At 57.8% G+C, this 26,093-nt stretch carries 24 protein-coding genes; 16 read left to right on the forward strand and 8 right to left on the reverse strand.

Going from position 1 to position 26,093, the window contains the following annotated elements:
- The first annotated feature begins 111 nt into the window (after positions 1-111).
- Positions 112-1,233 carry a class I SAM-dependent methyltransferase gene (locus BLV11_RS10740; RefSeq protein ID WP_091813596.1) on the forward strand — a complete coding sequence of 374 codons (1,122 nt, stop codon included), beginning with the start codon at positions 112-114 and terminating at the stop codon, positions 1,231-1,233.
- Here BLV11_RS10740 and BLV11_RS10745 read toward each other — a convergent pair.
- A complete protein-coding gene (locus BLV11_RS10745) occupies positions 1,227-1,841 on the reverse strand; it encodes a riboflavin synthase subunit alpha (protein ID WP_091813599.1) in 615 nt (204 codons plus the stop codon). The two genes, BLV11_RS10740 and BLV11_RS10745, sit on opposite strands and share 7 nt — an antisense overlap.
- A gap of 278 nt (positions 1,842-2,119) precedes the next feature.
- On the opposite strand from BLV11_RS10745, the gene BLV11_RS10750 reads away from it, so the two are divergent.
- The 5 genes from BLV11_RS10750 (at position 2,120) to BLV11_RS10770 (ending at position 6,281) form a co-directional block, all read left to right on the forward strand.
- Complete coding sequence (locus BLV11_RS10750; protein ID WP_091813602.1) at positions 2,120-3,022, forward strand: hypothetical protein; 903 nt, start codon at positions 2,120-2,122, stop codon at positions 3,020-3,022.
- Positions 3,023-3,085: 63 nt separating this feature from the next.
- Entirely contained in the window at positions 3,086-3,757 is a 672-nt protein-coding gene (locus BLV11_RS10755) for a TetR/AcrR family transcriptional regulator (RefSeq protein ID WP_091813605.1), read from the forward strand.
- A 97-nt stretch (positions 3,758-3,854) separates the two neighbouring features.
- Positions 3,855-4,319, forward strand: coding sequence for a L,D-transpeptidase (locus BLV11_RS10760; protein ID WP_245726007.1), 465 nt, complete (start codon positions 3,855-3,857; stop codon positions 4,317-4,319).
- 46 nt (positions 4,320-4,365) lie between these two features.
- Positions 4,366-5,499, forward strand: a complete 1,134-nt coding sequence (locus BLV11_RS10765; RefSeq protein WP_091813611.1) for a mechanosensitive ion channel family protein — start codon at positions 4,366-4,368, stop codon at positions 5,497-5,499.
- On the forward strand, positions 5,496-6,281 hold the full coding sequence (locus BLV11_RS10770) for an S-methyl-5'-thioinosine phosphorylase (RefSeq protein ID WP_091813614.1): 786 nt from the start codon (positions 5,496-5,498) through the stop codon (positions 6,279-6,281). The genes BLV11_RS10765 and BLV11_RS10770 overlap by 4 nt, the downstream gene beginning before the upstream one ends.
- Here BLV11_RS10770 and BLV11_RS10775 read toward each other — a convergent pair.
- Both BLV11_RS10775 and mfd read right to left on the reverse strand, forming a co-directional pair.
- Complete coding sequence (locus BLV11_RS10775) at positions 6,262-6,981, reverse strand: CsiV family protein (protein ID WP_245725997.1); 720 nt, start codon at positions 6,979-6,981, stop codon at positions 6,262-6,264. The genes BLV11_RS10770 and BLV11_RS10775 overlap by 20 nt on opposite strands.
- A gap of 40 nt (positions 6,982-7,021) precedes the next feature.
- Positions 7,022-10,540, reverse strand: coding sequence for a transcription-repair coupling factor (mfd, locus tag BLV11_RS10780; RefSeq protein ID WP_091813620.1), 3,519 nt, complete (start codon positions 10,538-10,540; stop codon positions 7,022-7,024).
- 249 nt (positions 10,541-10,789) lie between these two features.
- Here mfd and BLV11_RS10785 point away from each other — a divergent pair, with 249 nt between their 5' ends.
- The 10 genes from BLV11_RS10785 (at position 10,790) to sthA (ending at position 21,310) form a co-directional block, all read left to right on the forward strand.
- Positions 10,790-12,262, forward strand: a complete 1,473-nt coding sequence (locus BLV11_RS10785; protein WP_091813623.1) for a glyceraldehyde-3-phosphate dehydrogenase — start codon at positions 10,790-10,792, stop codon at positions 12,260-12,262.
- Positions 12,263-12,623: 361 nt separating this feature from the next.
- Complete coding sequence (locus BLV11_RS10790; RefSeq protein ID WP_091813626.1) at positions 12,624-13,970, forward strand: Na(+)-translocating NADH-quinone reductase subunit A; 1,347 nt, start codon at positions 12,624-12,626, stop codon at positions 13,968-13,970.
- 6 nt (positions 13,971-13,976) lie between these two features.
- Positions 13,977-15,182, forward strand: coding sequence for an NADH:ubiquinone reductase (Na(+)-transporting) subunit B (locus BLV11_RS10795; RefSeq protein ID WP_091813629.1), 1,206 nt, complete (start codon positions 13,977-13,979; stop codon positions 15,180-15,182).
- Entirely contained in the window at positions 15,139-15,975 is an 837-nt protein-coding gene (locus tag BLV11_RS10800; RefSeq protein WP_091813631.1) for a Na(+)-translocating NADH-quinone reductase subunit C, read from the forward strand. The genes BLV11_RS10795 and BLV11_RS10800 overlap by 44 nt, the downstream gene beginning before the upstream one ends.
- Positions 15,976-15,977: 2 nt before the next feature.
- The gene (locus tag BLV11_RS10805) at positions 15,978-16,643 is read left to right on the forward strand and encodes an NADH:ubiquinone reductase (Na(+)-transporting) subunit D (RefSeq protein WP_091813634.1); all 666 of its coding nucleotides are present in this window, start codon (positions 15,978-15,980) and stop codon (positions 16,641-16,643) included.
- Positions 16,643-17,251 (forward strand): NADH:ubiquinone reductase (Na(+)-transporting) subunit E, encoded by a 609-nt coding sequence (gene nqrE / locus BLV11_RS10810; protein ID WP_091813637.1) that lies wholly within the window; start codon positions 16,643-16,645, stop codon positions 17,249-17,251. Before BLV11_RS10805 ends, nqrE begins: the two co-directional genes overlap by 1 nt.
- 37 nt (positions 17,252-17,288) lie before the next feature.
- A complete protein-coding gene (gene nqrF, locus BLV11_RS10815) occupies positions 17,289-18,515 on the forward strand; it encodes an NADH:ubiquinone reductase (Na(+)-transporting) subunit F (RefSeq protein WP_091813640.1) in 1,227 nt (408 codons plus the stop codon).
- A 9-nt stretch (positions 18,516-18,524) separates the two neighbouring features.
- Positions 18,525-19,574, forward strand: coding sequence for an FAD:protein FMN transferase (locus tag BLV11_RS10820; RefSeq protein WP_091813644.1), 1,050 nt, complete (start codon positions 18,525-18,527; stop codon positions 19,572-19,574).
- Positions 19,575-19,638: 64 nt separating this feature from the next.
- Entirely contained in the window at positions 19,639-19,884 is a 246-nt protein-coding gene (nqrM, locus tag BLV11_RS10825) for a (Na+)-NQR maturation NqrM (protein ID WP_091813648.1), read from the forward strand.
- A 34-nt stretch (positions 19,885-19,918) separates the two neighbouring features.
- Complete coding sequence (sthA, locus tag BLV11_RS10830; protein ID WP_091813651.1) at positions 19,919-21,310, forward strand: Si-specific NAD(P)(+) transhydrogenase; 1,392 nt, start codon at positions 19,919-19,921, stop codon at positions 21,308-21,310.
- Positions 21,311-21,344: 34 nt separating this feature from the next.
- On the opposite strand, the gene BLV11_RS10835 is transcribed toward sthA, so the two are convergent.
- From BLV11_RS10835 to dusA, 5 genes are all read right to left on the reverse strand, one after another.
- Complete coding sequence (locus tag BLV11_RS10835) at positions 21,345-22,139, reverse strand: glycerophosphodiester phosphodiesterase (RefSeq protein WP_091813654.1); 795 nt, start codon at positions 22,137-22,139, stop codon at positions 21,345-21,347.
- Positions 22,140-22,147: 8 nt separating this feature from the next.
- Positions 22,148-23,278, reverse strand: a complete 1,131-nt coding sequence (locus tag BLV11_RS10840) for a 3-deoxy-7-phosphoheptulonate synthase (RefSeq protein WP_091813657.1) — start codon at positions 23,276-23,278, stop codon at positions 22,148-22,150.
- A 21-nt stretch (positions 23,279-23,299) separates the two neighbouring features.
- Positions 23,300-23,761, reverse strand: coding sequence for a tellurite resistance TerB family protein (locus BLV11_RS10845; RefSeq protein WP_245725999.1), 462 nt, complete (start codon positions 23,759-23,761; stop codon positions 23,300-23,302).
- 43 nt (positions 23,762-23,804) lie between these two features.
- Positions 23,805-24,770 (reverse strand): transaldolase, encoded by a 966-nt coding sequence (tal, locus tag BLV11_RS10850; RefSeq protein WP_091813663.1) that lies wholly within the window; start codon positions 24,768-24,770, stop codon positions 23,805-23,807.
- Between the two features lie 95 nt (positions 24,771-24,865).
- On the reverse strand, positions 24,866-25,924 hold the full coding sequence (dusA, locus tag BLV11_RS10855; RefSeq protein WP_091813666.1) for a tRNA dihydrouridine(20/20a) synthase DusA: 1,059 nt from the start codon (positions 25,922-25,924) through the stop codon (positions 24,866-24,868).
- Between the last annotated feature and the right edge of the window lie 169 nt (positions 25,925-26,093).

A 26,093-nucleotide genomic window follows, 5' to 3' on the forward strand; every position in this document is an offset into this window, starting at 1 on the left:
CCTCTAAAAAGGTGTTACCAAGTTATCTTGGAGCCAACTCTAGGGTTAATTTCTAGAATAATCAGCCTAGAATGGCGTCACGTAACGTAAACCGAGAATCTGGTGCCCGAAATGACAAACAATGTGCTGGCTGTCCAGGAACCGCCCCTGGTGCTGAGCAGACCCGGAAATCGTGGATTGCAGGCCTGGGATGCGGCGGATGAGCTGCTGATAGAAGCAGCCCGTGAACGCCTGCAGCCAGGTCAGCGACTGGCTCTGGTGGACGATGCCTTTGGGGCGCTGACCCTGGCCTTGCATGACCTTGAGCCGACCACCATCGCGGATAATGCGACCCTGCGAGGGGCACTGGCAGATAACGGCCGCAGCAACGGCCTTGAGGTCGAAGCACCAGAAGACTGGATGCGCCCCCCGCTGGGCCCGTTCGATGCCATCGTGATGAAAATCCCGCGTCAGATAGACTACCTGGAATACCTGCTGCGTTGGGCGAATGACGTATTGGTGCCCGGCGGACTGCTGATGGCCGGAGGCATGATCAAGCACATTCCCGACCATGGCGTGGGTGTGTTCAATCGCCTGGTGGTGACGGATCAGGTCTTGCCTGCGCGAAAGAAGGCGAGGGTGGTGGTTTGTCAGCCCGGTTCTGCCGGGCTGGCGGGTTGGGAGAAACAGTGGCTTGGCTACCGCCTGCCGGCGAGCGGTCTGGAATTACGGGCCTTGCCAGCGGTGTTTGCCCGCGATCACCTGGATCCTGGCGCGCACATGCTGATGCCCCAGGTCCGTGAGGCGGCGGCGTCACTGGCAGAGGGGGCCCGGGTGCTGGATCTGGCCTGCGGCAATGGCGTTCAGGGGCTGACGGCGTTGCTGGAGCGACAGGATCTTGCGGTCGAATTTTCCGATGTATCCAGCCAGGCGATTGCCAGTGCCAAAGCGAATGTAAAGGGAGCCTTTCCAGAGGCGGATACCCGTTTCGAGCATGGGGATGGCATTGCCGGAAATGCTGGTGAGTTTGACCTGATCCTGCTGAACCCACCGTTTCATGACGGCGGCGCGGTCGGCGATCACATTGCCCTTCGGCTTTTCCGGCAGGCCCGTCGTCACCTGTCGCCAGGGGGGCAGCTGCTGGTGGTGGGTAATCGTCACCTGGGGTATCACAAGTCGCTGCGCCGGGATTTTCCCCAGGTCAGGCAACTCGATGCAGACCCCAGGTTTGTGGTGTTTGCCGCCAGTTACTGAGGCTGTTGACGGTAGCCCAGGCGATCCAGGGTATCCACGATTGCCTGGGTCTGGCTGTCAATTTCAATGTTGACCCGATCTCCTACCGCCGTATCTGAGAAGGTGGTTGCCCTCAGGGTTTCCGGAATCAGGTGTACGTTGAAACAGTTGCCGGTCACTTCGCCAACGGTCAGGCTGGCGCCGTTGATGGCAATGAAACCCTTGCCGAAGACATAGCGGGTCCAGGCGGCTGGCAACTCGAACTGCAAGGTCCGGTTGTTCTCCGGCGTTTCAATGGCCACGCAGGTGGCCGTCGTATGGATGTGGCCGGACAGCAGGTGGCCGCCAATCTCGTCGCCAATTCTGGCGGCCCGCTCGAAATTCACCGCATCACCCGGCTTCAGGGCGCCCAATGTGGTCAGATCCAGGGTTTCCTGCATCGCATCAAACGTCAGGCAGCTGCCTTGTTGGCTGGTTACCGTGAGGCAGGTGCCATTGATGGCCACCGAAGCACCAATGCTGACGTTTTGAAGGTTTTCTTCAGGAAAACGGATGGTGTAGGTGTTGAGCCCCGGCTGACTGTGAACGGCGTCAATGGTGGCAATACCCTGGACAATGCCTGTGAACATGCAAGCTCTCTCTGTAATGGGACGCCACCTGCCGGTAACCGTGGGAGGGGCTGAATCGTTGGGATGGGATCAAGGATAGCGGTCAGGATTGCCGGTGCCAAGGGGCGGCGGGCAGGGATGGGTTCGACTCAAGATATGATCGAGGCAGCCGATAAAGGCATAGATTGAGCTGAATTCCACTTTATCAAGAACTGGCGTCGCGCGTTCAGGGTCGCACGTCATCATACGGCAACTGTCGAGAATGGAGCCGGCCTGATGGCTGGGCTGTCTGAAAATCCATGGCTGATATCACTGAAACAGAACAGGAACTGACACCGCCGGCGGGTACCGCGGTGCTTCGACCGGGGCGCCCGGCCGATCCGGTGGCCAGCGCACCGGGATCCGGTGAGCCGGTACCCGTTCAAAATACAGACGCCGCCGTTGATGAGGCCGGGGCGGACATGGCGGCGGTTGCATCCCCGGTTGATGACCGTGTTGAACAGGACGCTGAACCTGAGTCTGAGGCGCCAGAACCCGTCAGCCCCAGTGCCATTGATGAGCTGTCCGCGGCCAAACGCCAGCAAAAGCTGCGTCTGTTGCTTCGCCAATGCGACAGGGTTTTGCTGCTTGATTTCAACCTGCTGGCCATGTCGTCCTGGCCGGATAATTATTCCGTCGCAGTCGCCCGGAGGCGCCGTGACCTGTGGCTGTTCAGCGTGACGCTCACGGGGTTGATCTTCCTTACCGGCATGACCGGGCTGATTCCCGCCTGGGTGGCTGGTGGTGGCTTTGGCGCCTTTGTCATCATCTTGTTGGCGGGCGTGCCGGTTATTCGCCGCCTGTATTCCGGCCACGAAACCTACCTTGAGCTGATCATGCGCCGACAGCGGTTGATGCGTGAAGCCCGCAAACACATTGCCCATCTTGAGGGGGAGGCAGGGCTGGTCTGGCAGTGTGCGCAAATGGCAGAGTTCAATAGCGCGTTGCGCTCGTCGCGGTTCCAGAAGTTGATCAGTCTTTCCGAACAGCGGGTGTTAGCACGTTACTGTGTCAGGCGGCAACATGTGCGGCTGTTTCTGATTTATATGCTGGAATCGGAAAAAGCCTACAGTCGGCTGGAGCAGGCGTTTTTTGACGGTAATCAGGCGGCTATCGATGCCGGCTGGAACAGCGCAGTGGCAGCGCCGGAGCCCCGCGCTTGACAAGGGCGCGTCTCAAACGTATGTTTCAAACAGACGTTTGCTAGAGACACCGGAAGAATAAGAATGGCGCAATCCGACACGGTTGACCGCATCCTTGATGCGGCAGAAGAGCTTTTCGCAGAGCGAGGCTTTTCTGAAACCTCCCTTAGGATGATTACCAGTAAGGCTAAAGTAAATCTGGCGGCCGTCAATTATCATTTTGGCTCAAAAAACGCCCTGATCCAGGCCGTGTTCGCCCGTTTTCTGACCCCCTTTGCAGAGACGCTTGATGAGGCCTTCGACGAACTTGAGGGCCGCTGCCAAGACACGCCTCCCTCCCTTGATCAGACCTTGTGGGCGCTGACCGAAAGTGCCGTCAGGATGCCTCAGCGCAATGAAAAGGGCATTTCTATCTTTATGCGCCTGCTTGGCCTGGCCTATACCCAGTCCCAGGGCCACCTGCGCAAGTTCCTGGAAGCGGAGTACAGCGATCCGTTTGGCCGCTTCATGAAGTTGCTCAAGGATGCGACGCCTGATCTTTCCGCGGTGGACAGATACTGGCGCATTCAGTTCATGCTTGGTGCGACCGCGTTTACCATGTCCAGCAGTGATGCCCTGCGCGAGATTCTCGAAAACAAGCTGGGGGTCGAAACCTCGGTGGAAGAGATCGCCGCCCGTCTTGTGCCGTTCCTTTCGGCGGGCTTGCAGGCGGAGAATATTGTACTTCCGCCCATGAGAGACGCGACATTTGCCTGATTCCACCCGGGTCGGTTACGCTCACTGATCTTTTCCGCAGAAAACCCAGTGAGCAAGTGCCGTGGCCCCGGATTCCTGTACCCGTCCCCGCATCGATATTGATCTTTCCCGTCAGACCCTGAGCCTCTACCTGACTGACGAATTGCAGCCCAGAGTTTATTCGGTTTCTACCGCCCTCAACGGCCCCGGCGAGCAGCAGAATTCAGGCTGCACCCCGCGGGGGCGTCACTACATTCGTGCCTGTATCGGCGCGGGGCAGCCCCGCGACGCGGTGTTTGTTGGCCGCCGCCCGACCGGTGAGGTCTATTCTGCGGATCTGGCCCGGGCGTTTCCTGGCCGTGACTGGATCCTGACACGCATCTTGTGGCTGTGCGGGCGGGAATGGGGGCTTAATCGTGGTCCCGGGGTCGATAGTTTTCGTCGCTTCATATACATTCACGGCACGCCGGACAGCGAACCCATGGGCACCCCCCGTTCCCATGGCTGCGTCAGGATGAGGAACCGGGATTTGCTGGAGTTGTTTGATCTGGTGAAGCCGGGAACCGACGTGGTAATTCGTTGATTGCAAACTGGCTATTCCATGATTGGCTGACTGGACGAGGAATGACATGACCGAGGATGTACCCGGTGTGATGATGGGGTTTATGGAGAACTGGCAGGGCCTTTCCGGCACTTGGCGGGTAACCCTGGTGGTATTTGTTCTGGTACTGATGACCGCGGTGACGGCGTTTATTGTCAGTCGCCTGGTGTTGTGGCTTGAGCGTCGGTTTGCCAATACCAACAACCTGTGGGATGACGCCTTTCTCCATGCGGTAAGAAAGCCTGCCATGGGGATGGTCTGGCTGCTGGGCGTGTATTGGGCGGCGGATGCTGCCTACCGCTATTCCGAGGCGGAAATCTTCCAGGCCAACGAGCACCTGCTGCGGCTGGGCTTTATCTGGCTGCTGGTGTGGACCCTGATTGGCATGATCAAACAGGGCGAGCAACTGCTGTCGACGCCGGGCAAGGTCCAGCGCCCGATGGACTACACCACGGTTTCTGCGGTGAGCAAGTTGCTGCGCGCTGTCGTTATCATCACCGCCGTACTGATCTTCATGCAGTCCCTCGGATACAGTATTTCCGGGGTGCTGGCCTTTGGTGGTGTGGGCGGCATTGCCATTGGTTTTGCAGCCAAGGATTTGCTGGCCAACTTCTTCGGCGGGTTTATCATTCACCTGGACCGGCCGTTCAAGGTGGGAGACTGGATCCGCTCACCGGATCGCAACATTGAGGGTACGGTAGAGCATATTGGCTGGCGATTGACCACCATTCGCACGTTCGACAAGCGACCCCTGTACGTACCAAATGCCGCATTCACCACGATTGCCGTGGAAAACCCGTCCCGGATGAGTAATCGCCGGATCTCCGAAACCATCGGCATCCGATACAGCGATGCCCGTCAGATGGCGGCCGTGGTTGCCGAAATCCGCACCATGCTGGAGAGCCATGAAGCGATTGATACCAGCCAGACCCTGATCGTCAACTTCCTGGCGTTCAACGCCTCGTCCCTCGACATCATGATCTACGCCTTCACTAAAACCACCGAGTGGGTGAAATTCCACGAAATCAAACAGGATGTGCTGCTGCGGATCAGTCAGATCGTTGATTCCCACGGCGCCGAGTTTGCTTTCCCGACCAGCACGCTGCACGTACCGGACGGGATTGAGCTATCAGGACTTGATCAACAGGGGCAGACCTCATGACAAAACCGACTATGCAGCAGGCGCCGGTTGCGATTATTGGCGGCACCGGGCTCACCGAGCTGGCGGGCCTGGAAATCCTCGGGGAAAGCACTCCGGAGACACCCTGGGGTGAAATTTCAGCCCCACTGGTGCATGGGCGTCTGAACGGGCAGGACGTTGTGTTCCTGGCCCGTCACGGCAATCCTCACCGTATTCCGCCACACGAGGTTAACTACCGGGCGAATATCTGGGCCCTGAAAGAGTGCGGGGTTGAAACGGTGATTGCGGTCAACGCCGTTGGTGGCATGCACTCGGCGATGGGACCGGCGGAAGTGGTCATTCCTGACCAGATCATTGACTACACCTGGGGGCGGGCGAGCACCTTCTTTGAAGGAGAGCTGGAGGAGGTGACGCATATCGACTTCAGTTACCCCTACACCGACGCGGTTCGCCGGGTGCTGGTGGACGCCGCGAGGGCGGCAGCGGTTCCACACTGTGATTTTGGGACCTATGCGGCAACCCAGGGGCCGCGACTGGAAACGGCGGCAGAGATTGTTCGGCTGGAACGGGATGGTTGCCATCTGGTGGGGATGACCGGCATGCCGGAAGCGGCGCTGGCCGCCGAGCTGAAGATGAATTACGCCTGCCTGGCGCTGGTGGTGAACTGGGCGGCCGGAAAAACCGATCACATCATCACGATGGAAGAGATTGAGGCCGCCATAGCGAAGGGTATGTCTGGGGTAAAAACGATCCTGGAAAACTCCGTCGTCGCGCTCGGAACCCTTACCCCTCAATTTTCCTGAAGAACACCAGCACGCCAATGGTGGGGGAGTCTAGGAAGTGGATTTCCTCACTGCGCATGCGACGGGTTTCACGGATCCAGGTCAACAACTCGATGTCAGGCTGAGGCTCACCGCCCTCGGCCATGTCTGCAATGGTGGCTGGCTGCCCAGACGATGCCTGTGTTGGCTGGGCAGCGGGCTGTGCCGCAGGGGCATCTGCCACCGCCTGCCAGTGGTTCAGTTCAACCTTGACGTGCAGGTACCGTTGGCGGTCAATGGTGATGGTGCCTTCCACTTCCCGCATACCGGCTGCTCCCAGCCAATCACCCACCGCGACCTGCATCGGCCGACCTTCATAATTGGGGGGGAACGACTGATACCAGCCCGCTGTCATCAACACCCGATAGCGGCCGCTGTTCACCAGACGGTCGGCAGCGCGGGAGAGGGTCATTTCGTGCTTGGGAACCAGGCGCAGCGAGGAGCCGGCATTGCCGCCGGCATCCACCACCATCAGTTGGCGGGGTGCCTCTGGTAGCGGTTCAAGCAAGCGGTTGGCCATCTGCTCCTCGATGTTCTCGGGCGCAACAATTCGTTCCAGCAGGACAATCTCGGCCCGATAGGCGTTGTCGGATGTCTGGGCCAGGGCTTCGCCGCTGGCAACAACAGCCATGGTGGCGGCAAGCAAAAGTTGGTTTGCAAGTTTCAGTACGGACGGTCGCAAAGGGTGTCTCCGCAGTCGTGGAAAGTGGGTTCGGCGTCGTCTACGCGGGTGACAACTGGCCGAGCATGTCCGAAATGCCAGTGAGTTTACCATCGGTTGTGGCATCGTTCAGCCGGAAAGCGAAGATGTTGGCGCCTTCGAGCTTGTGACGGTCTGGGGCCTGCTGCACCTTCTTGATCAGCACCAGCGGGTCGACCGGAGTGTTGCCGGCAAACTCCAGCCGGGTCCATTCCTTGCCGGCGTCGATCTTGGTGATCCCGAGGGCTTCCGCTTTGAGGCGAAGTTCGGTCTGGCGCACCAGGTTCTTGGCCGGGTTCGGCAGCAGCCCGAAGCGGTCGATCATTTCCACCTGCAGCTCTTTCAGGGCTTCGCCTGAGTTAACGCTGGCAATGCGTTTATAAAGCATCAGGCGATTATGCACATCGGGCAGGTAGTCATCCGGTATCAGTGCCGGAATCCGGAGATTGATCTCGGTGCCGTGGCTGAGCGGAAGCTCAGCGTTCGGAGTGCGGCCTTCACGGATGGCCTTGACCGCTTCGTCCAGCAGTTGCATGTAGAGGGTGAAGCCGATGCTCTCGATCTGTCCGCTCTGTTCTTCGCCCAGCAGCTCTCCTGCGCCACGGATTTCCAGGTCGTGGGTCGCCAGCATGAAACCTGCGCCCAGGTCCTGGGCTTCCGAAATGGCCTCCAGGCGCTTGCGGGCATCTGTGCTGATCGCCTTGGGCGGAGGTGTCAGCAGGTAGGCGTAGGCCTGGTGATGAGAACGTCCGACCCGGCCACGCAGCTGGTGCAGCTGGGCCAGACCGAATTTGTCGGCACGTTCGATGATGATGGTGTTCGCGCTTGGTATGTCGATGCCGGTTTCGATGATGGTGGTGCAGACCAGAACGTTGAAACGCTTGTGGTAGAAGTCGGACATGATCTGCTCCAGTTCCCGCTCACGCATTTGCCCGTGGGCTACACCCACCCGGGCCTCGGGAATGAGTTGGCGCAGGTCTTCGGCGGTCTTCTGGATGGTGCTGACTTCGTTGTGAAGAAAGTAGACCTGGCCGCCCCGGAGAATCTCCCGAAGCACCGCTTCCTTCACCATGGCGTTGTCGCGTTGGCGCACGAAAGTCTTGACCGACAATCGCCGTGAAGGTGGTGTGGCGATGATGGATAGGTCGCGCAGGTGCCCCATGGCCATGTTGAGGGTTCGCGGTATCGGCGTGGCGGTCAGGTTGAGCATGTCCACTTCGGCGCGCAGAGATTTCAGTCGTTCCTTCTGCTGGACGCCAAAGCGGTGTTCCTCATCAATAATCACCAGACCGAGATTCTTGAAGCGGATGTCACCCTGGAGCAGCTTGTGGGTGCCGATGACAATATCGGCACGACCTTCTTCCAGCGCTTCGAGGGCCTTGGAGGTCTGGCTGCCACTGCGGAAACGGCTGAGCAGTTCAACCTGCACCGGCGTATCGGCAAAGCGATCGCGGAAGGATTCATAGTGCTGCTGGGCCAACAGGGTTGTCGGTACCAGCACGGCGACCTGTTTGCCGGAGTAGGTGGCAAGGAATGCTGCCCGCATGGCCACTTCGGTCTTGCCGAACCCGACATCCCCACAGACCAGGCGATCCATGGGGCGTTCACTGGTCATATCCGCAATGACGGCTTCTATCGCAGCCTGCTGGTCGGGGGTTTCTTCGAACGGGAAGCCAGCCGCAAAGTTGCGATAGGCCTCATCGGGGTGCTCAAAGGAATAGCCCTGGCGAGCTTCGCGGCGGGCATAGACATCCAGCAGCTCTGCTGCGGTGTCGCGGATCTTTTCGAGAGCCTTTTGCTTTGACTGGCTCCAGCGTTCATTGCCAAGCTTGTGCAGAGGTGCGTGGTCGGTGTCGGCGCCGCTGTAGCGGGAGATCAGATGCAGGTTGGAGACCGGAACGTACAGTTTGGAGCCACCAGCATATTCCAGGGTCAGGAATTCGGCCGCGTCGTCGTCAACGTTGAGGGTCTGAAGTCCCTGGTAGCGGCCGACGCCATGGTCAATGTGGACCACCGGGGCGCCGACCCTCAGTTCCGACAGGTCTCGGTAGCCCGAGTCGTCCACCTCCGTTGGTTTTTCACGGCGCCGGCGCTGCAGTACCCGTTCTCCGAACAGGGCCGACTCGGTGACCAGGGCGAGGCTGTGATCGCTCAGGATCAGGCCATCCTCCATTGGAGCGATGGTGATGGCCAGGGTGCAGTCCGGTGACGTGAGGAACTGCTGCCAGTCGTCGATGGTGGTCGGCCTGAGGTTGTTTTCGCCCAGGCTGTCGATCAGGGCTTCACGGCGCCCGGAGGACTCGGCACAGATCAATACCCGGCCATGAAACTGCTGGATGAACTGTTGTAGGCGGGCCGCAGGCTGGGCGCTGCGGCCGTCCATGGAAACGTCCGGCAATGCCTCGGCGGCGCAGGTAACGGCGCCGGCCACACCGGTGTCGGGCAATGCCGTGGTGGGGGTGACCCGGGGGTAGGCCTTCAGGGCCGAAAACATCTCTTCGTTGCGCAGGAACAGGTTGGCTGGCGGAAGAATCGGACGCAGACGGTCGTGGCGACGTTCTTCGTAGCGGGCCTGTGTGTCGGACTGGAACTGCTCCAGGGCCTCGTTCAGTTCTGGAGAAGTAAAGACCCGGGTGTCGGCTGGCAGGTAGTCGAACAGGGTTGCGGTCTGATCGAAAAACAGCGGCAGATAGTATTCGATACCGGGTGGGGTAATGCCCTGAATGATGTCCTGATAAATGGGCGCATCCTTGTCGGCATGGGGGAACTGCTCAAACCAGCGGCTGCGAAACGCGGAGCGGGATGTCTTGTCCCAGGGGAATTCATTGGCAGGCAGCAGTTCGATGCGCTCGATTCGATCGATGGAGCGCTGGGTCTCCGGGTCGAAAGTGCGCAGGGTTTCGATCTCGTTATCGAACAGATCGATCCGGTAGGGCAGGGATGATCCCATCGGGTAAATATCGAGAATGGCGCCGCGGATGGCGTATTCGCCGTGCTCGTAAACGTTTTCCGCATGACGGTAGCCAGCGGCTTCCAGTTGCAGGCGCCAGCTGTCGATATCAAGGGTCTGGCCAACCTCCAGTAACAGGGTGTTGCCTTGCAGGTAATTGGCCGGTGCCAGCCGGTGCATCAATGTCCGGGACGGAACGACCAGAATGCCGCGACGGGTGGACGGCAGCCGATGCAGGGTGCGAATGCGCCGTGAGGTGATGTCCTGATGCGGCGAGAACTGGTCGTAGGGCAGGGTTTCCCAGTCCGGCAGCGACAACAGCTCAAGGCCATCGGGCGTGATCGCGGGTTGGTCCTCATCAGCAGGCAAGCCAAGAAAGAAACGAATGCCCTGCTCAAGCAACAGTGCCTCACTGGTGCTGCGGGTGATCACCAGGGTCAGGCTGCCATGCTCTCTGGCACTTTCGCAGACCGCCAGTGCCGACCGGCTTCCGCTCAATCCGTGCCAGACCCGATGGTCGGCGGGCCGGACCGGAAACTCCGGAGCCAATAGTCGGATGCTGTGCCTGTTAACTTGCGCGCCGTCAGTCATGGGTCGCCGGTTACTCCTATCAGGGCTGAATCGTGGTTGGGGCTGCGCCATTCTACCGGCGGTCGGTGACGCTGTCATGGCAGTTGGGGCGGAGTTATTTGCGCTCGGTCCGAATCCATTGGATAATATGCGACCCATTTTCCCGGGAGTCTCTGACTAACGCCTGAACAGCTCGTGCGCCACAGGGCATCGTGGTGGCGATTCAGGAACGGTTCAGAGGGACCCAGTGCTAACTGCAGAGGTTGAAGCGTGAGTCACGAACAGATTAACCAGCACCTGTCTAACTGGACGGAAAGAGAGTCGACCGCTGAGGCGATGATTCCGTTGATTGGCCGCCTTTACCGTAAAAACAACGTGGTGACTTCCGTTTACGGTCGCTCCATCATCAATCAGTCAGTCATCGGTATTCTTCGCGCCCACCGCTACGTTCGTCAGGTTGAAGAAAACGAGCTGTCTGTTCACGACACTCTGCCGCTGCTTGAAGCCATGGATAAGCTGGAGTTGGGCAGTGCCCACGTGGATATCGGCAAACTGGCGGTCAAGTACAAGGCCGGGCAGGGCTCCGTCTCTGTAGAAGATTTCCTCAAGCAGGAAATCGGTCCGGTTGTGGGCCAGTACAGTGCTCAGTCCGAAGAAAATGCCGGTAATGGCACCAAGGACGTTGTCCTCTATGGTTTCGGTCGTATCGGTCGTCTGCTTGCCCGGATCATGATCGAGAAGGCCGGTGGCGGTACTAACCTGCGTCTGCGTGCGATTGTTGTGCGTCAGGGTGGTGCCGAGAATGATCTCGAGAAGCGTGCCAGCCTGCTGCGTCGTGACTCTGTGCATGGTCCCTTCAATGGCACCATCACCGTTGATGAGGAAAACTCGGCCATCGTTGCCAACGGTAACTTCATCAAGGTGATCTACTCCAATGGTCCGGATCAGGTGGACTACACCGATTACGGCATCGACAACGCGATCGTTATCGACAACACCGGTAAGTGGCGTGATGAGGAAGGTCTGGGGCTGCATCTCAAGTCCAAGGGTGTCAGCCGTGTTATCCTGACTGCGCCTGGCAAGGGTGACATCAAGAACATTGTTTACGGTATCAACAACGATTGGATCACCGACGAAGACAAGATTCTGTCTGCGGCTTCCTGCACGACCAACGCCATTACGCCGGTCCTGAAGGCGATCAATGATGAATTTGGTATTGAGGATGGTCACGTTGAGACTGTTCACTCCTACACCAACGACCAGAATCTGATCGATAACTACCACAAGGGTAGCCGTCGTGGTCGCAGTGCTCCGCTGAACATGGTTATCACTGAAACCGGTGCTGCCAAGGCGGTTGCCAAGGCGCTGCCGGAGCTCAAGGGTAAGCTGTCCGGTAACGCTATCCGGGTGCCGACTCCGAACGTATCCATGGCCATTCTCAACCTGAACCTTCATAAAGATGTGACGGTTGAGGGTGTTAACGACTACCTGCGGGAAATGGCGCTGCACTCAGAGTTGCAGAAGCAGATCGACTTTGTGAACTCGCCGGAAGTGGTCTCCACCGACTTTGTAGGCTCCCGTCATGCCGGTATCGTCGACGCTCAGGCTACCATCACCAATGGCAAGCGTCTGATCCTCTACGTATGGTACGACAACGAGTTTGGTTACAGTGCCCAGGTTGTTCGCGTGGTCAATCAGATGGCTGGCGTGACTTACCCGATTTTCCCGAAGCGTGCTCGCTAAGGGGCAGTTGAGCCTGAATTGACAGCGTTTGCTGTTATCAAAGAACCCCCGGCAATAAGGTGTTGTCGGGGGTTCTTTGTTTTAGGGATAAGGCTCAAGGTTGACACCAATTAGGCGCAAAGTCGGAGAGGTTGCGGTGGAAATGCCGCTATCAAGTCTCTATAATTGGCGCGATTTTGGGTACGTCTGACACAGAAAACCGTTCTCATCCTGCTGGCGACGAGGCCTGGCATCGGTATGCTGCCGCTCCGCCTCCGTTCCGGTCATTCCAACTGACGTAAAGTCATTACGGGAAGTCCTGGGTGCAGGAAGTCAGGCGTGGCAAATCCATCGAAAAGTTTCTGATGATTGGACGAGGCTAATGATCAAGATCAAGAAAGGCCTGGATCTTCCCATCAGTGGCGCTCCCGAACAGACCATTACCGAAGGAAAGCCCGTACGTCACGTGGCTTTGATCGGCTTTGACTACAATGGCATGAAGCCAACCATGGCTGTCAAAGAGGGAGACCGCGTCAAGCGCGGGTCGCTGCTGTTTACGGACAAGAAGACCGAAGGCGTGCGTTATACATCACCCGCAGCAGGCGTGGTGAAAGAAATTAACCGGGGTGAGCGCCGCGTATTCCAGTCGATCGTCATCGAAATAGATGGTGATGAGGCTGAGACCTTCGCTCGCTACAGCGACTCGGACATTGCCGGTCTGGACCGTCAGCAGGTGGTCGATAACCTGGTTGAGTCCGGTCTGTGGACTGCTTTCCGTACCCGTCCCTACAGTAAAGTCCCTGAAATCGACTCTACACCGAATTCCATCTTCGTTTCTGCGATGGATACCAACCCGCTTGCAGCCGATCCGGCCGTCATCATTGGTGAAAACAGCGCAGCCTTTGAAAAAGGCCTCGCCCTGATTGCCAAACTGACCAACGGCAAGGTGTTTGTTGCGGCCAAGCCGGGAGCAGAGGTATCCGTCCCCCAGGGTGGCAGCGTGGAAGGTCATCATTTCGATGGTGTCCATCCTGCCGGTAACGTTGGTACCCATATCCACTACCTGGATCCGGTCAGCGTTTCCAAAACTGTCTGGACTGTGGGCTATCAGGACGTTATTGCAATCGCCAAGCTGTTTGAAAGCGGCGAGCTGGCAGTAGAGCGTGTCGTAGCACTGGGTGGTCCCAAGGCCTCCAAGCCTCGTCTGGTCCGTACCCGCGTTGGTGCGAATCTGAATGAACTGGCCGAGGGCGAGACTGTTCAGGACTGTGACGTTCGACTGATCTCCGGCTCCGTCTTCGGTGGCCGCCGTGGCACTGGCCCCTGCGCCTACCTCGGTCGTTTTGCCAACCAGGTATCCATTCTGGAAGAAGGCACCAAGCGTGAGTTCATGGGCTGGCTGTCTCCGGGCACCAACAAGTTCTCTGTGCTGAATATTTACCTGTCCAAGCTGTTTGGCGGCAAGAAGTTCGACTTCACCACCACCACCAATGGCAGTGAGCGGGCAATGGTTCCGGTGGGCAGTTACGAAGCTGTGATGCCTCTGGACATCCTGCCGACCCAGCTGCTGCGTTCGCTGATCGTTGGCGATACCGAAACCGCCCAGAAGCTGGGTGCGCTGGAGCTGGACGAAGAAGATCTCGCTCTGTGTACCTTTGTGTGCCCGGGTAAATACGAATACGGTCCGATTCTCCGAGAGAACCTGACCCGAATCGAGATCGAGGGCTAATACGACATGAGTATCCGTACGTTTCTCGATGGTATCGAGCATCACTTTGAAAAAGGCGGCAAGTATGAACGCTGGTACGCGTTGTACGAAGCCGTTGACACCATTTTCTATACCCCTGGCAAGGTAGCTTCCACCACGGCTCATGTTCGCGACGGCGTAGACCTGAAACGACTGATGATCACCGTCTGGTTGTGCACCTTCCCGGCCATGTTCTTTGGTATGTGGAACATCGGTTTCCAGGCCAACAGCTTCCTGGCTGAAAATCCTGATGCCCTGATGGGTGACGGTGGCCTGCGCACGGCGTTTATCTCGGCTCTGGCCGGTAACGATGCCGCCAGCGTCTGGGACAACTTTGTCTACGGCATGGCGTACTTCCTCCCGATCTACCTGGTGACTTTCGCCGTTGGTGGTTTCTGGGAAGTCCTGTTTGCGACTGTCCGTCGTCACGAGGTTAACGAAGGTTTCTTCGTGACTTCCGTGCTGTTCGCACTGATCTGCCCGCCGACCATCCCGCTGTGGCAGGTCGCACTGGGCATTACCTTCGGTGTGGTCATTGGTAAGGAAGTGTTCGGCGGTACCGGCAAGAACTTCCTTAACCCGGCCCTGACCGGTCGTGCTTTCCTGTACTTCGCTTACCCGGCGCAGATCTCAGGTGACACGGTCTGGACTGCGGTTGACGGTTTCAGTGGTGCAACCGCACTGAGCTGGGCTGCCAGCGGTGGCGTTGAAGCGCTGGAGCAGCAGATCGGCTGGGTGAACGCATTCCTCGGAACCATTCAGGGATCCATGGGTGAAACCTCCACCGTTGCGGTACTGATCGGCGGCCTGATTCTGCTGATGATGAAGATCGCGTCCTACCGCATCGTGGGTGGTGTGCTGATCGGCATGATCGGTATGTCCATGCTGCTGAACGCAGTGGGCTCTGATACCAACCCGATGTTCAGCGTACCGGCTCACTGGCACCTGGTGATCGGCGGCTTTGCCTTCGGCATGATGTTCATGGCAACCGACCCCGTGTCTGCCGCCATGACCAACACTGGTCGCTGGTGCTTTGGCATTCTGGTGGGTGTCATGACCGTGCTGATCCGCGTTATCAACCCGGCGTTCCCAGAAGGCATCATGCTCGCCATTCTGTTCGCCAACCTGTTCGCACCGCTGATGGATCACTATGTGGTTCAGGCCAACATCAAACGGAGGCTTGCCCGTGGCTAACAAGGAAACTGTCTCCAGAACCCTGATCGTTGCGCTGGCGCTGTGTATCGTCTGCTCGGTGGTGGTTTCTACCGCCGCCGTAATGCTGAAACCGGCTCAGGTAACCAACCAGAACCTGGATATCAAATCCAATATTCTGGCTGCCGCTGGCATGCTGGAAGCGGGTGCAACCCCGGCTGATATTGAAGAGCAGTTCCAGCGTTTTGAAGTGCGTCTGCTGGACCTGGACACTGGTGAGTATGTTGATCCTCAGAGCGTTGGCTTTGAAGACGCGATGAAGTACGACATGTACAAAGCCGCTTCTGATCCTGCTCTGTCCACCGTACTTGGCAGCAGCGAAGATCCTGCGGGAATCAAGCGTCGTCCAAACGTTGCCAAGATCTTCATCCTGACTGAAAACGGCGAGCTGCAGCGTGTGGTTCTGCCCGTTCACGGTTACGGTCTTTGGTCTACGTTGTACGGATTTGTTTCCCTCGAAGGTGATGCCAACACTATCGAAGGTCTCGGTTTCTACTCTCACGCAGAAACTCCGGGCCTGGGTGGTGAAGTGGATAACCCCCGCTGGAAGCAGCAATGGGTAGGCAAGACCGTTTACGGAGACCAGGCCGGCCAGCCGGAGATTCGTCTCGTGAAGGGCGGTGTTGATCCCAACGATCCAAACGGGGAACACAGAGTCGATGCGCTTTCCGGCGCAACCCTGACCAGTCGCGGTGTTGAAAACCTGCTGAACTACTGGATGGGTGAGAACGGCTACGCAACGTTCCTGCAAAAACTGCGTCAAGGGGAGGTCTGATCATGGCGGATACATCAGCCAAGCAGGTTCTTTTTGGACCGATTTTCAGCAACAACCCGATTGCACTTCAGATTCTTGGTATCTGTTCGGCGCTGGCGGTTACCACCAGCCTGAACGTGACCATTGTCATGTGTATTTCGGTAATTGCGGTTACCGCATTCTCCAACCTCGCGGTATCGCTGGTTCGCACACAGATTCCGAACAGCATTCGGATCATCGTGCAGATGACCATCATCGCCTCTCTGGTCATCGTGGTTGATCAGGTGCTCAAGGCGTATGCCTATGAAATCAGCAAGCAGCTGTCGGTTTTCGTTGGCCTGATCATCACCAACTGTATTGTTATGGGTCGTGCAGAAGGCTTTGCCATGAAAAATGGCCCGGCGCTGAGCTTCCTGGACGGTATCGGTAATGGTCTCGGCTATTCTGTGATGCTGCTTTTCATCGCCTTCTTCCGTGAACTGCTGGGCGCCGGCTCGCTGTTTGGTATTACCCTGCTGCCCACCATTAACGAAGGTGGCTGGTACGTGCCGAACGGTCTGCTGCTGCTGCCACCGAGTGCGTTCTTCATCATCGGTCTGGCAATCTGGGGCCTGCGCGCCTGGAAGCCGGATCAGGTGGAAGAGGCTGACTACAAGATGTCTCGCCATAAAGCCAAGGAGGCCTTCTGATGGAACACTATATCAGTCTGATTCTGAAGGCCGTTTTCGTTGAAAACATGGCATTGGCGTTCTTCCTGGGGATGTGTACCTTCCTGGCGATTTCCAAGAAGATCGAAGCAGCTGTGGGTCTCGGTATTGCGGTTATTGTGGTTCTGACCCTGACCGTTCCGGCCAACAACCTGATCTACAACAACCTGTTGCGTGAAGGTGCGCTGGACTGGGCCGGTTATCCGAACATCGACCTGAGCTTCCTCGGTCTGCTGACTTACATCGGCGTGATCGCAGCGATCGTTCAGATCATGGAAATGGTACTGGACAAGTACATTCCGGCTCTTTATTCGGCGCTGGGTGTCTTCCTGCCGCTGATTACCGTGAACTGCGCCATCATGGGTGCGTCCCTGTTCATGGTAGAGCGGGACTACACCTTTGGTGAGAGTGTTGTGTACGGGTTCGGTGCGGGTCTTGGCTGGGCACTGGCAATTGTTGCCCTGGCTGGTATCCGCGAGAAACTCAAGTACAGCGATGTTCCGGAAGGTCTCCGGGGCCTGGGTATCACCTTCATCACGGTTGGTTTGATGTCCCTGGGCTTTATGTCGTTTTCAGGTATTTCACTGTAACCAATCCGGTGATTCGGTTTAACGAAAAGGCGAGACCATGAATACAGAAATTATTCTCGGCGTGGTCATGTTCACCGTTATCGTGCTGTCGCTTGTGGCGATCATCCTGGCGGCACGCTCGAAGCTGGTTAGCACCGGTGACGTGACTATCGAAATCAACGACGACCCTGAACATACGGTCAAAACAGCGGCTGGCGGAAAACTGCTGGGCACGCTGGCCGGCAACGGCATCTTCCTGTCTTCTGCCTGTGGTGGCGGTGGTACCTGTGCGCAGTGCAAGTGTAAGGTGCTGGACGGCGGCGGCGCCATGCTGCCAACGGAAAAGACGCACTTCACCAACCGTGAAGAGAAAGAAGGCTGGCGCCTGTCGTGTCAGGTTCCGGTCAAGCAGGACATGAAGATCGAAGTGCCGGAAGAGTTCTTTGGCGTGAAGAAGTGGGAATGCGAGGTGGTGTCCAACCACAACGTGGCCACCTTCATCAAGGAGCTGGTGCTGAAATTGCCGGAAGGCGAAGAAGTTGACTTCCGTGCTGGCGGTTATGTTCAGCTCGAGTGTCCTCCGTACGAGATCGACTACAAGAACTTCGATATCGAAGAAGAGTTCCATGAAGACTGGGACAAGCACGATATCTGGCGCTACAAGGCGATCAACAAGGAAGACACCATCCGTGCCTACTCCATGGCCAACTATCCGGAAGAGAAGGGTGTTCTCAAGTTCAACATCCGGATTGCCACTCCGCCTCCAGGCAGCGACCATCCGCCGGGCATCATGTCCAGCTTTGTGTTCAACCTGAAGCCGGGTGACAAGGTTACCGTGATGGGGCCGTTCGGTGAGTTCTTCGCCAAGAAGACCGATGCTGAAATGGTGTTCATCGGTGGTGGTGCCGGCATGGCTCCGATGCGTTCGCACATCTTTGACCAGCTCAAGCGTCTCAACTCCAACCGCAAGATCAGCTTCTGGTACGGTGCGCGGAGTGTACGTGAGATGTTCTACGTCGAAGACTTCGACGGTCTGGCTGAGCAGAACGAGAACTTCGAATGGCACGTGGCGCTGTCCGATGCAATGCCGACCGATAACTGGACTGGCTACACCGGCTTCATCCACAACGTGTTGTACGAAAACTACCTCAAGGACCATCCGGCCCCAGAGGATTGTGAGTTCTACATGTGTGGGCCCCCAATCATGAACGCATCCGTGATCAAGATGCTGAAGGATATGGGTGTTGAAGACGAGAACATCATGCTGGATGACTTTGGAGGTTAAACAGACCCGATGACATCCCGCATGTTCCGACCCGCCAGGGCTTCAGTCACCAGCATCCTTGTGATGCTGGTGATTGCGACCCTGGCGGGTTGCTCGTTTAAGGAAGAGGCAAAAGTCTGGGAGTTGTCTGGCCCGGTCTTTGGTACCCGTTATCATATCAATGTCGTATTGAACGATGACCCCGTGCGTCTGGAGAATCTGGGGCAGGGGATTGGTCAGGTGTTGCAGCAGGTGGACGCCTCGATGTCGACCTGGCGGCAGGACTCCGAATTGTCACAGTTCAACTCGGCCGTGGATCAGTCCCAGTGGCAAGCGATCTCTGCTGAGCTTCTCGATGTGCTGACCGCAGCCCGCTCGATCTCCGAGTTCAGTGAAGGGGCCTTTGATATCACGGTTGGTCCTGTGGTCAATCTCTGGGGCTTCGGTCCGGAAGGCCGCCCGGATGTGGTTCCCAATGCCGACGAGTTGGCCCAGCGACTGGGCGCGATAGGCTACTGGAATATTGAACTTCAGCAGGAACCGCCAGCGGTTCGTACCCGCTCGCATCAATACCTGGACCTGTCAGCAATCGCCAAGGGCTATGGGGTGGATGCTGTTGCCCGTTTTCTCGAGGACGAAGGCATCAGCGCGTTTCTTGTGGAAATCGGTGGTGAGATCCGGGTCAAGGGGCGCAAGCCTGGTGGTGAGGCCTGGCGCCTGGCGATCGAACAACCGGTAGCGGGTGATCGGCAGGTCAACCGGGTGGTTGTTCTCGACGATCATGGCCTGGCTACTTCCGGTGATTACCGGAATTATTTTGAGTCCGATGGGCAGCGGTTTTCCCATACCATCGATCCGGTAACCGGCCAGCCTATCAGCCATAATCTGGCGTCTGTGACGGTGATTGCAGAAAACTGTATGCTGGCAGATGGCATCGCGACAGCTTTTAATGTCATGGGGTTTGAAAAGGCCAGAGCGCTGGCAATCCGTGACAATATTCCGGCGTATTTCATTGTGCGTACCGGGGAAGGTTTTGAATCACACTACACGCCGGCCTTTTCGTCCTATCTTGTTGAATAATCAGATAGGACTGTTTCCAGGCCGGGTGATCAGTGACTGTATAGTGAAGGTGAGGTGAATCGTTATGGGCACGTTTCTGCTGGTTTTTGTCATTGTTGGGGTCCTCCTTCTGGCTATGTCCATTGGCGTGATCATGGGCCGTAAGCCCATCAGTGGTACCTGCGGCGGTATTGGCGCTCTGGGCCTTGATGGCGCCTGTGATATTTGTGGCGGCAACACCAAGAAGTGCAAAGAGGAAAACGATCGCCTGGCCAAAGAGGGCAAAACTGCCGATGCTCTGGCCTATGACGCGAGCAAGTCAGCCCAATAATATTAAATGACGTAGATAAGGAGTTACTGCGCGCATGCCAGAACATCAATACGACGTCGTCGTTATCGGTGCCGGTCCCTCAGGCGAGGGTGCGGCCATGAATGCTGCCAAGAACGGTAAGCGGGTTGCGATCATTGAAGACAAGCAAATGGTCGGGGGCAACTGTACCCATCTGGGCACCATTCCTTCCAAGGCGCTTCGTCACTCGGTCAAACAGATCATTACGTTCAATACCAACCAGATGTTCCGCGACATCGGAGAGCCCCGCTGGTTTTCCTTCCCGCGGGTACTGGCCAGCGCCCAGAAAGTAATTGGCAAGCAGGTCAAGTTGCGGACCCAGTTCTACGCCCGAAATCGCATTGACCTGTTTAACGGCAAGGCGCGTTTTGTCGATGCCAACCGGGTTGAAGTTAGCAGCCGTCAGGCTTCGGAAACACTGCACGCGAAGACCATTGTCGTTGCAACTGGCTCGAGGCCGTACCTGCCACCGGACGTCAACTTCCGTCACCACCGTATCTACAACAGCGACACCATCCTGAACCTGTCCCATACGCCCCGCACCCTGATTATCTATGGTGCCGGTGTTATCGGCTCCGAGTATGCGTCGATCTTCGCCGGTCTCGGGGTCAAGGTTGATCTTATCAACCCGGGCAGTCGCCTGTTGTCCTTCCTGGATGACGAGATTTCTGATGCGCTGAGCTATCACCTGCGCAACAACGGTGTGTTGGTTCGCCATAATGAAGAATATGAAGCGGTGGACGGTGACGAACACGGCGTCGTGCTGTCATTGAAGTCCGGCAAGAAAATCCGCGCAGATGCATTCCTGTGGTGTAACGGCCGTACCGGCAACACCGACAAGCTGAACCTGGAGAACGTTGGCCTCGAAGCCAACAGTCGGGGCCAGCTGGCGGTGGATGAACACTATCGAACCCAGGTACCGCACATCTATGCGGTCGGTGATGTCATCGGCTGGCCAAGTCTCGCGAGCGCAGCCTATGACCAGGGACGGGCAGCCGCCTCTGACATAGTCCACGACGACTACTTCCGCTACGTCTCCGATGTACCCACCGGTATCTATACCATCCCTGAAATCAGTTCTGTCGGCCAGACCGAGCGTGAGCTGACCGAGGCCAAGGTGCCTTACGAAGTGGGGCAGGCGTTCTTCAAGGACCTGGCGCGCGCTCAGATTACTGGCGAAGCCGTTGGCATGCTGAAGATCCTGTTCCATCGCGAGACCCGCGAAATTCTCGGTATTCATTGCTTTGGAGACCAGGCGGCCGAGATCGTCCACATCGGCCAGGCCATCATGAACCAGGAAGGCGAGGCCAACTCGCTGAACTACTTTATCAACACGACGTTCAACTACCCCACCATGGCGGAGGCCTACCGGGTCGCTGCACTGAACGGGTTGAACCGTATCTTCTGAGTTATGTCCGGCCCCGCTTTGCGGGGCCAGTTATTTAGGCGGAAGGGGAAAGTGAGGGTTCCTGGCCATCGTCGTCCTGCTCAGGCGGCAGGTGTGGCAGGGATTCCATGCGATTCTCGAAATAGATCCGGGTACTGGTCGGATAGTCGGTGATGATGCTGTCGACCCCCTGTTCTTCCAGTTCCAGCATGTCGTGAATCCGGTTGACCGTCCAGGTCGATACCTTGATATCCCGCCGGTGAGCATCCTCCACCAACTCCCGGGAGCACAGCTTCCAGTTCAGAATCAGATAGTCACATTCAAGTCTCGACGCAACGCTGATGGGTTTGGGAAACCGGCTGTCGATCACGACGCCGATGGCAATGCGCCGGTTTCTGCGGCGGATTTCCTGAAGGAACCAGGTGTCAGACGAAGTCACCACCACACGCTCGAACAAATCCCGCTTCTGAATCAGTTCAGTGAGCCGGTTGCACAGGATATTTAACCGGTTGCGCTTGTCTGTCTTGACCTCAAGCTGCAGATGCTCGAATTCCGGAATTGCTGCCAATACCGCTTCAAGGGTTGGAATGCCCGTTGGTGTCGGCCAGGTGACCACGTTCTTGCGGGCATCCATCTTGGCGAGATCTGCCGCCGTGTAATCGGCGACCTTACCGCTCTGGCCGGTGGTGCGTTCCAGGGTCAGGTCATGGATAACCACGGGCTGTCCGTCTTTGGCCAGAATCAGATCAAACTCAAAGCGGCGGATGCCATGTCGGTACGCCAGCTCGAATCCGGCGAGAGTGTTTTCGGGGGCCTCACCTTTGGCCCCGCGGTGTCCGTAAATGATCATTCAGTGTGTTAGCCGTTCAGGGTGTCGATACGAATCCTGCTGTACAGGGCCTGGCGTTTTTTCCAGGTTTCATGGCACAGCTGGATGTCTTCAAGATACGCCGGCAGCTCCTCCATGAGAAGTGCCTGGGGGCCATCGACCAGCGCGAGTTCAGGTTTCGGGTGAAAATCCACCAGTACCATGTTGGCGCCCGCAATGATCCCCTGTGCGGTGGTGTGCATCACATCCAGAATGCCATCCGGAGCATGCTCCCGGCTGCCCACCGAGTGGGAGGGGTCAATACACACCGGCATCCGGGTCAGTCGCTTGACGGCTGGCACGTGCGCAAAGTCCACCATGTTGCGGTGGGGCTGGCCGGCTTCCGTCTTCATTCCCCGCAGGCAGAACACCACGTTGGCGTTGCCTTCACTGGCCAGGTACTCGGCGGCATTGAGGGATTCGTTCAGGGTGATGCCGAATCCCCGCTTCAACAGGACCGGATAGGTACTCTGACGGCCGATGGCCTTGAGCAGTTCAAAGTTCTGGGTGTTACGGGTACCGACCTGAAGCATGACCCCGGTGGGACGGCCGAGCTTTTCGAGGCACTCGTCGATTTCCTCGATGTGGCTCTCATGGGTGATCTCCATCGCAATCACCTTGATGCCATGCTTGCCCGCCTTTTCGAAAACCCAGGGCAGACAGCCCTTGCCATGACCCTGGAAAGAATAGGGGTTGGTCCGCGGTTTGTAGGCGCCCATCCGGGTACAGACCTGGCCGTGGGATTCGAGGGCCTTCAGGATCAGTTCAACGTGCTCGGGCACATCCACGGCGCAGAGGCCGGCGAATACATTGAGGTTGTCCTGATTGAAGGTCACACCGTTGTAGCTGAATCCACTGACCCGGTCGTCGTCGCGGTGGCGGCCCAGAATCCGGTAGTCGTCGGAGATGCGGATAACGCGCTCCACCGCGGGCAGGGCGGCAATTTCATCTTTATCGAGGGACTTGGTGTCCCCCAGCAGGTAGACCTCGGTCAGACGCTGGCTGGCGCCCTGGATCTCGTGAACCCGCAATGACACCCCCGGCAGATTCTCAAGAAAATGCAGCGTCTGGCGGTATTCCTCGCTATCCAGTGCGGTGTCGGGGTGAAGTATGGCAAGCATGGCGTGACTCCTTATCCCTGGTTATCCGGGCGATCTCTCTGCCTGGTGGGCCTGCTCGGCGCGATGGCGCGCCAGCGTGTATTCGCTGTGATGAAGGTAGAGCAGGTCCGCGATGCGGCGAATCAGCTGCTCTTCGTACTGATCGATACGGCCATCGGCGTAGGCGACCCGCCAGATACTCTCCAGCAGCAAGAGCTTGTGGCCCTGGTCCAGGTGGTCGTTGAGAATGCCGGTGAATTCGTACAGGGAGGTGGCTGAATCGGCGTGAGCCAGCGCATCCTGCAGAATTTCTTCCGCCTCTTCGCGAGTGATCTTAAGCGCTTTTATTGCACAGTCGACAATGGTGCTCAGTTCCCGCGCATCCTGATTCTGATCGATGCGGGCCAGCTGAACCATCAGGGCGGTGGCTGCAACCGCCATCCGGTGCCTGTTCGACGGGGTTTCGGCGCCACCGGAGGGCGTCGCCAGCAAGAGTTGTTTCAACCGCGCAATCATTGTGTGTGGCGGGCTCCTGTATAGGCCGGGGTCAGGCGGCGCTGGCCAGGCGACGAACCCGGCTTTCGAGTTCGATCTGGTCAATGGCAAAGCGCCGGATTCCGTCGGCAAGCTTTTCCGTGGCCATGGCGTCTTCGTTCGACTCCCAGCGGAACAATGATTCGCTCATGGCTCGCGGGCGTTCGAGGCTGTTGGCACTGTGTGCCGAAAGCTTTTGTTCGAGCGTGCCGGCATCGTCCTGCAGGGACTGCAGCAGCGCCGGACTGATGGTCAGCCGGTCACAGCCGGCCAGCATCTCGATTTCACCGGCGTTACGGAAACTCGCGCCCATCACCACCGTGCTGTAGCCGTGGGACTTGTAGTAGTTGTAGATACGGGTAACCGACTGCACACCGGGATCTTCGTGGGGGGCAAAAGCATCGCGGTCGCTGTTGGCCAGATGCCAATCCAGAATCCGGCCTACAAATGGTGAAATCAGGTGGGCGCCAGCATCCGCGCAGGCCCGGGCCTGGGCAAATGAGAACAGCAGGGTAAGGTTGCAGCGAATACCGTCTTTTTCCAGTTGTTCTGCAGCACGAATTCCTTCCCAGGTGGAGGCAATCTTGATCAGTACCCGGCTGGTATCGATGCCGCGCTGGTCGTACAGGTCAACCAGCCGGCGGGCCCGCTCAAGCGTAGCGGCGGTATCGAAGGATAGGCGGGCGTCCACTTCGGTGGAGACAACGCCCGGAATCAGCTTCAGGATTTCCTCACCTGCGCGAACGGCGAGCATGTCCGTGGCGTAAGTCAGTTGGTCACCCTCCGAGCCCCCGGCCTTGCGAGCGTCGTCGATGGCCGCATCGATCATAGGCCGATAGCGTTCAGAGTCGGCCGCTTTAAGCAGCAGGGAAGGGTTGGTGGTGGCATCCTGCGGGCGCCATTGGGCAATGGCATCCAAATCGCCGGTGTCGGCCACAACCGTGGTCATCGTCTTGAGCTGATCGAGCTTGCTGGTCATTCGTTCTGTCATCCTGAGCGTTGTTCTGATTCCGGGGACCTTTATCTATGTCTACAATAACCGGGGCCTTTGACAGGGACAAGACGGCGATGACCTCAGACGCCCAAAGTCGTAGATTCCTCCGTTTCCGGTACCAGAGACATCGCGTGTTCCAGAACCTCCAGACCGGCTCCGCGGCGATGGGCGTTCTCACTGATGTAGCGGCGGAACTGGCGCCCTCCGCTACAGCCATGGAACAAGCCCAGCAAGTGACGGGTGATGTAACCCAGATGCACGCCGCGGGCGAGCTCTGACTCGATGTAGGGCAGCATGGTCCGCAGCACCTGGTGGCGGCTGCTGACCGGCGTATCGCTCCCGAACAACCGCGGATCCACGCCCGCCAGCATCCAGGGGTTATGGTACGCCTCGCGGCCCACCATCACGCCATCGGTGTGTTGCAGATGTTCCTCGCACTCATCCAGAGTCTTGATGCCGCCATTGATAATAATCTCCAGGTGAGGGTAGCGTTCCTTGACCCGGTAGACCCAGTCGTATTTCAGTGGCGGAATTTCCCGGTTTTCCTTGGGGCTCAGGCCTTCGAGGATGGCGATGCGGGCATGGACAATAAACGTCCGGCACCCGGCTGCCGCCACTGTATCAATGAACTCACACAGCTCGTCCCATGACTCCCGGCCGTTAATGCCGATGCGGTGCTTGACGGTTACCGGCAACGTGGTGGCCGCCATCATTGCCGCCACACACTCCGCCACCAGCTGCGGATGTCCCATCAGACAGGCACCGATCATGTTGTTCTGCACCCGGTCACTGGGGCAGCCTACATTGAGATTCACCTCATCAAAGCCATACTGCTCTGCCAGCCGCGCACATTGGGCCAGCTCCTCCGGGTTGCTGCCTCCCAACTGAAGCGCCAGCGGATACTCCGCCGGATCGTGCCGAAGAAAACGCTCGGTATCCCCATGCAGCAACGCCCCCGTTGTCACCATTTCGGTGTAGAGCAGGGTGTGACGACTGATCAGCCGCGCCAGGTAGCGATAGTGCGGGGTGGTCCAGTCCATCATAGGGGCGACGCAGAAGCGGCGGGAGGGTTCTGAAGCTGTACTCCCGGCATTTTGTATCGGGGCTTTCAGTGTGCTTTGGGTGCTTGAATTGCTCATTATCTACTCAAAATCAGTCCGTACTAAGGACATTCACAAGTCTTTGAGCCTCGCTTAGTCAACGAAGCTGGCAGGCTGCCTGGAAGTCAGGCCTGGTACAGTTTTGCGTAGTGTATCAGGATTGGATACACCTTGGAGGGCAGGGATTGTTGGTCAACCACACCACACC

The organism is Marinobacter mobilis, from assembly GCF_900106945.1.
GTDB classification, from domain to species: Bacteria; Pseudomonadota; Gammaproteobacteria; order Pseudomonadales; family Oleiphilaceae; genus Marinobacter; species Marinobacter mobilis.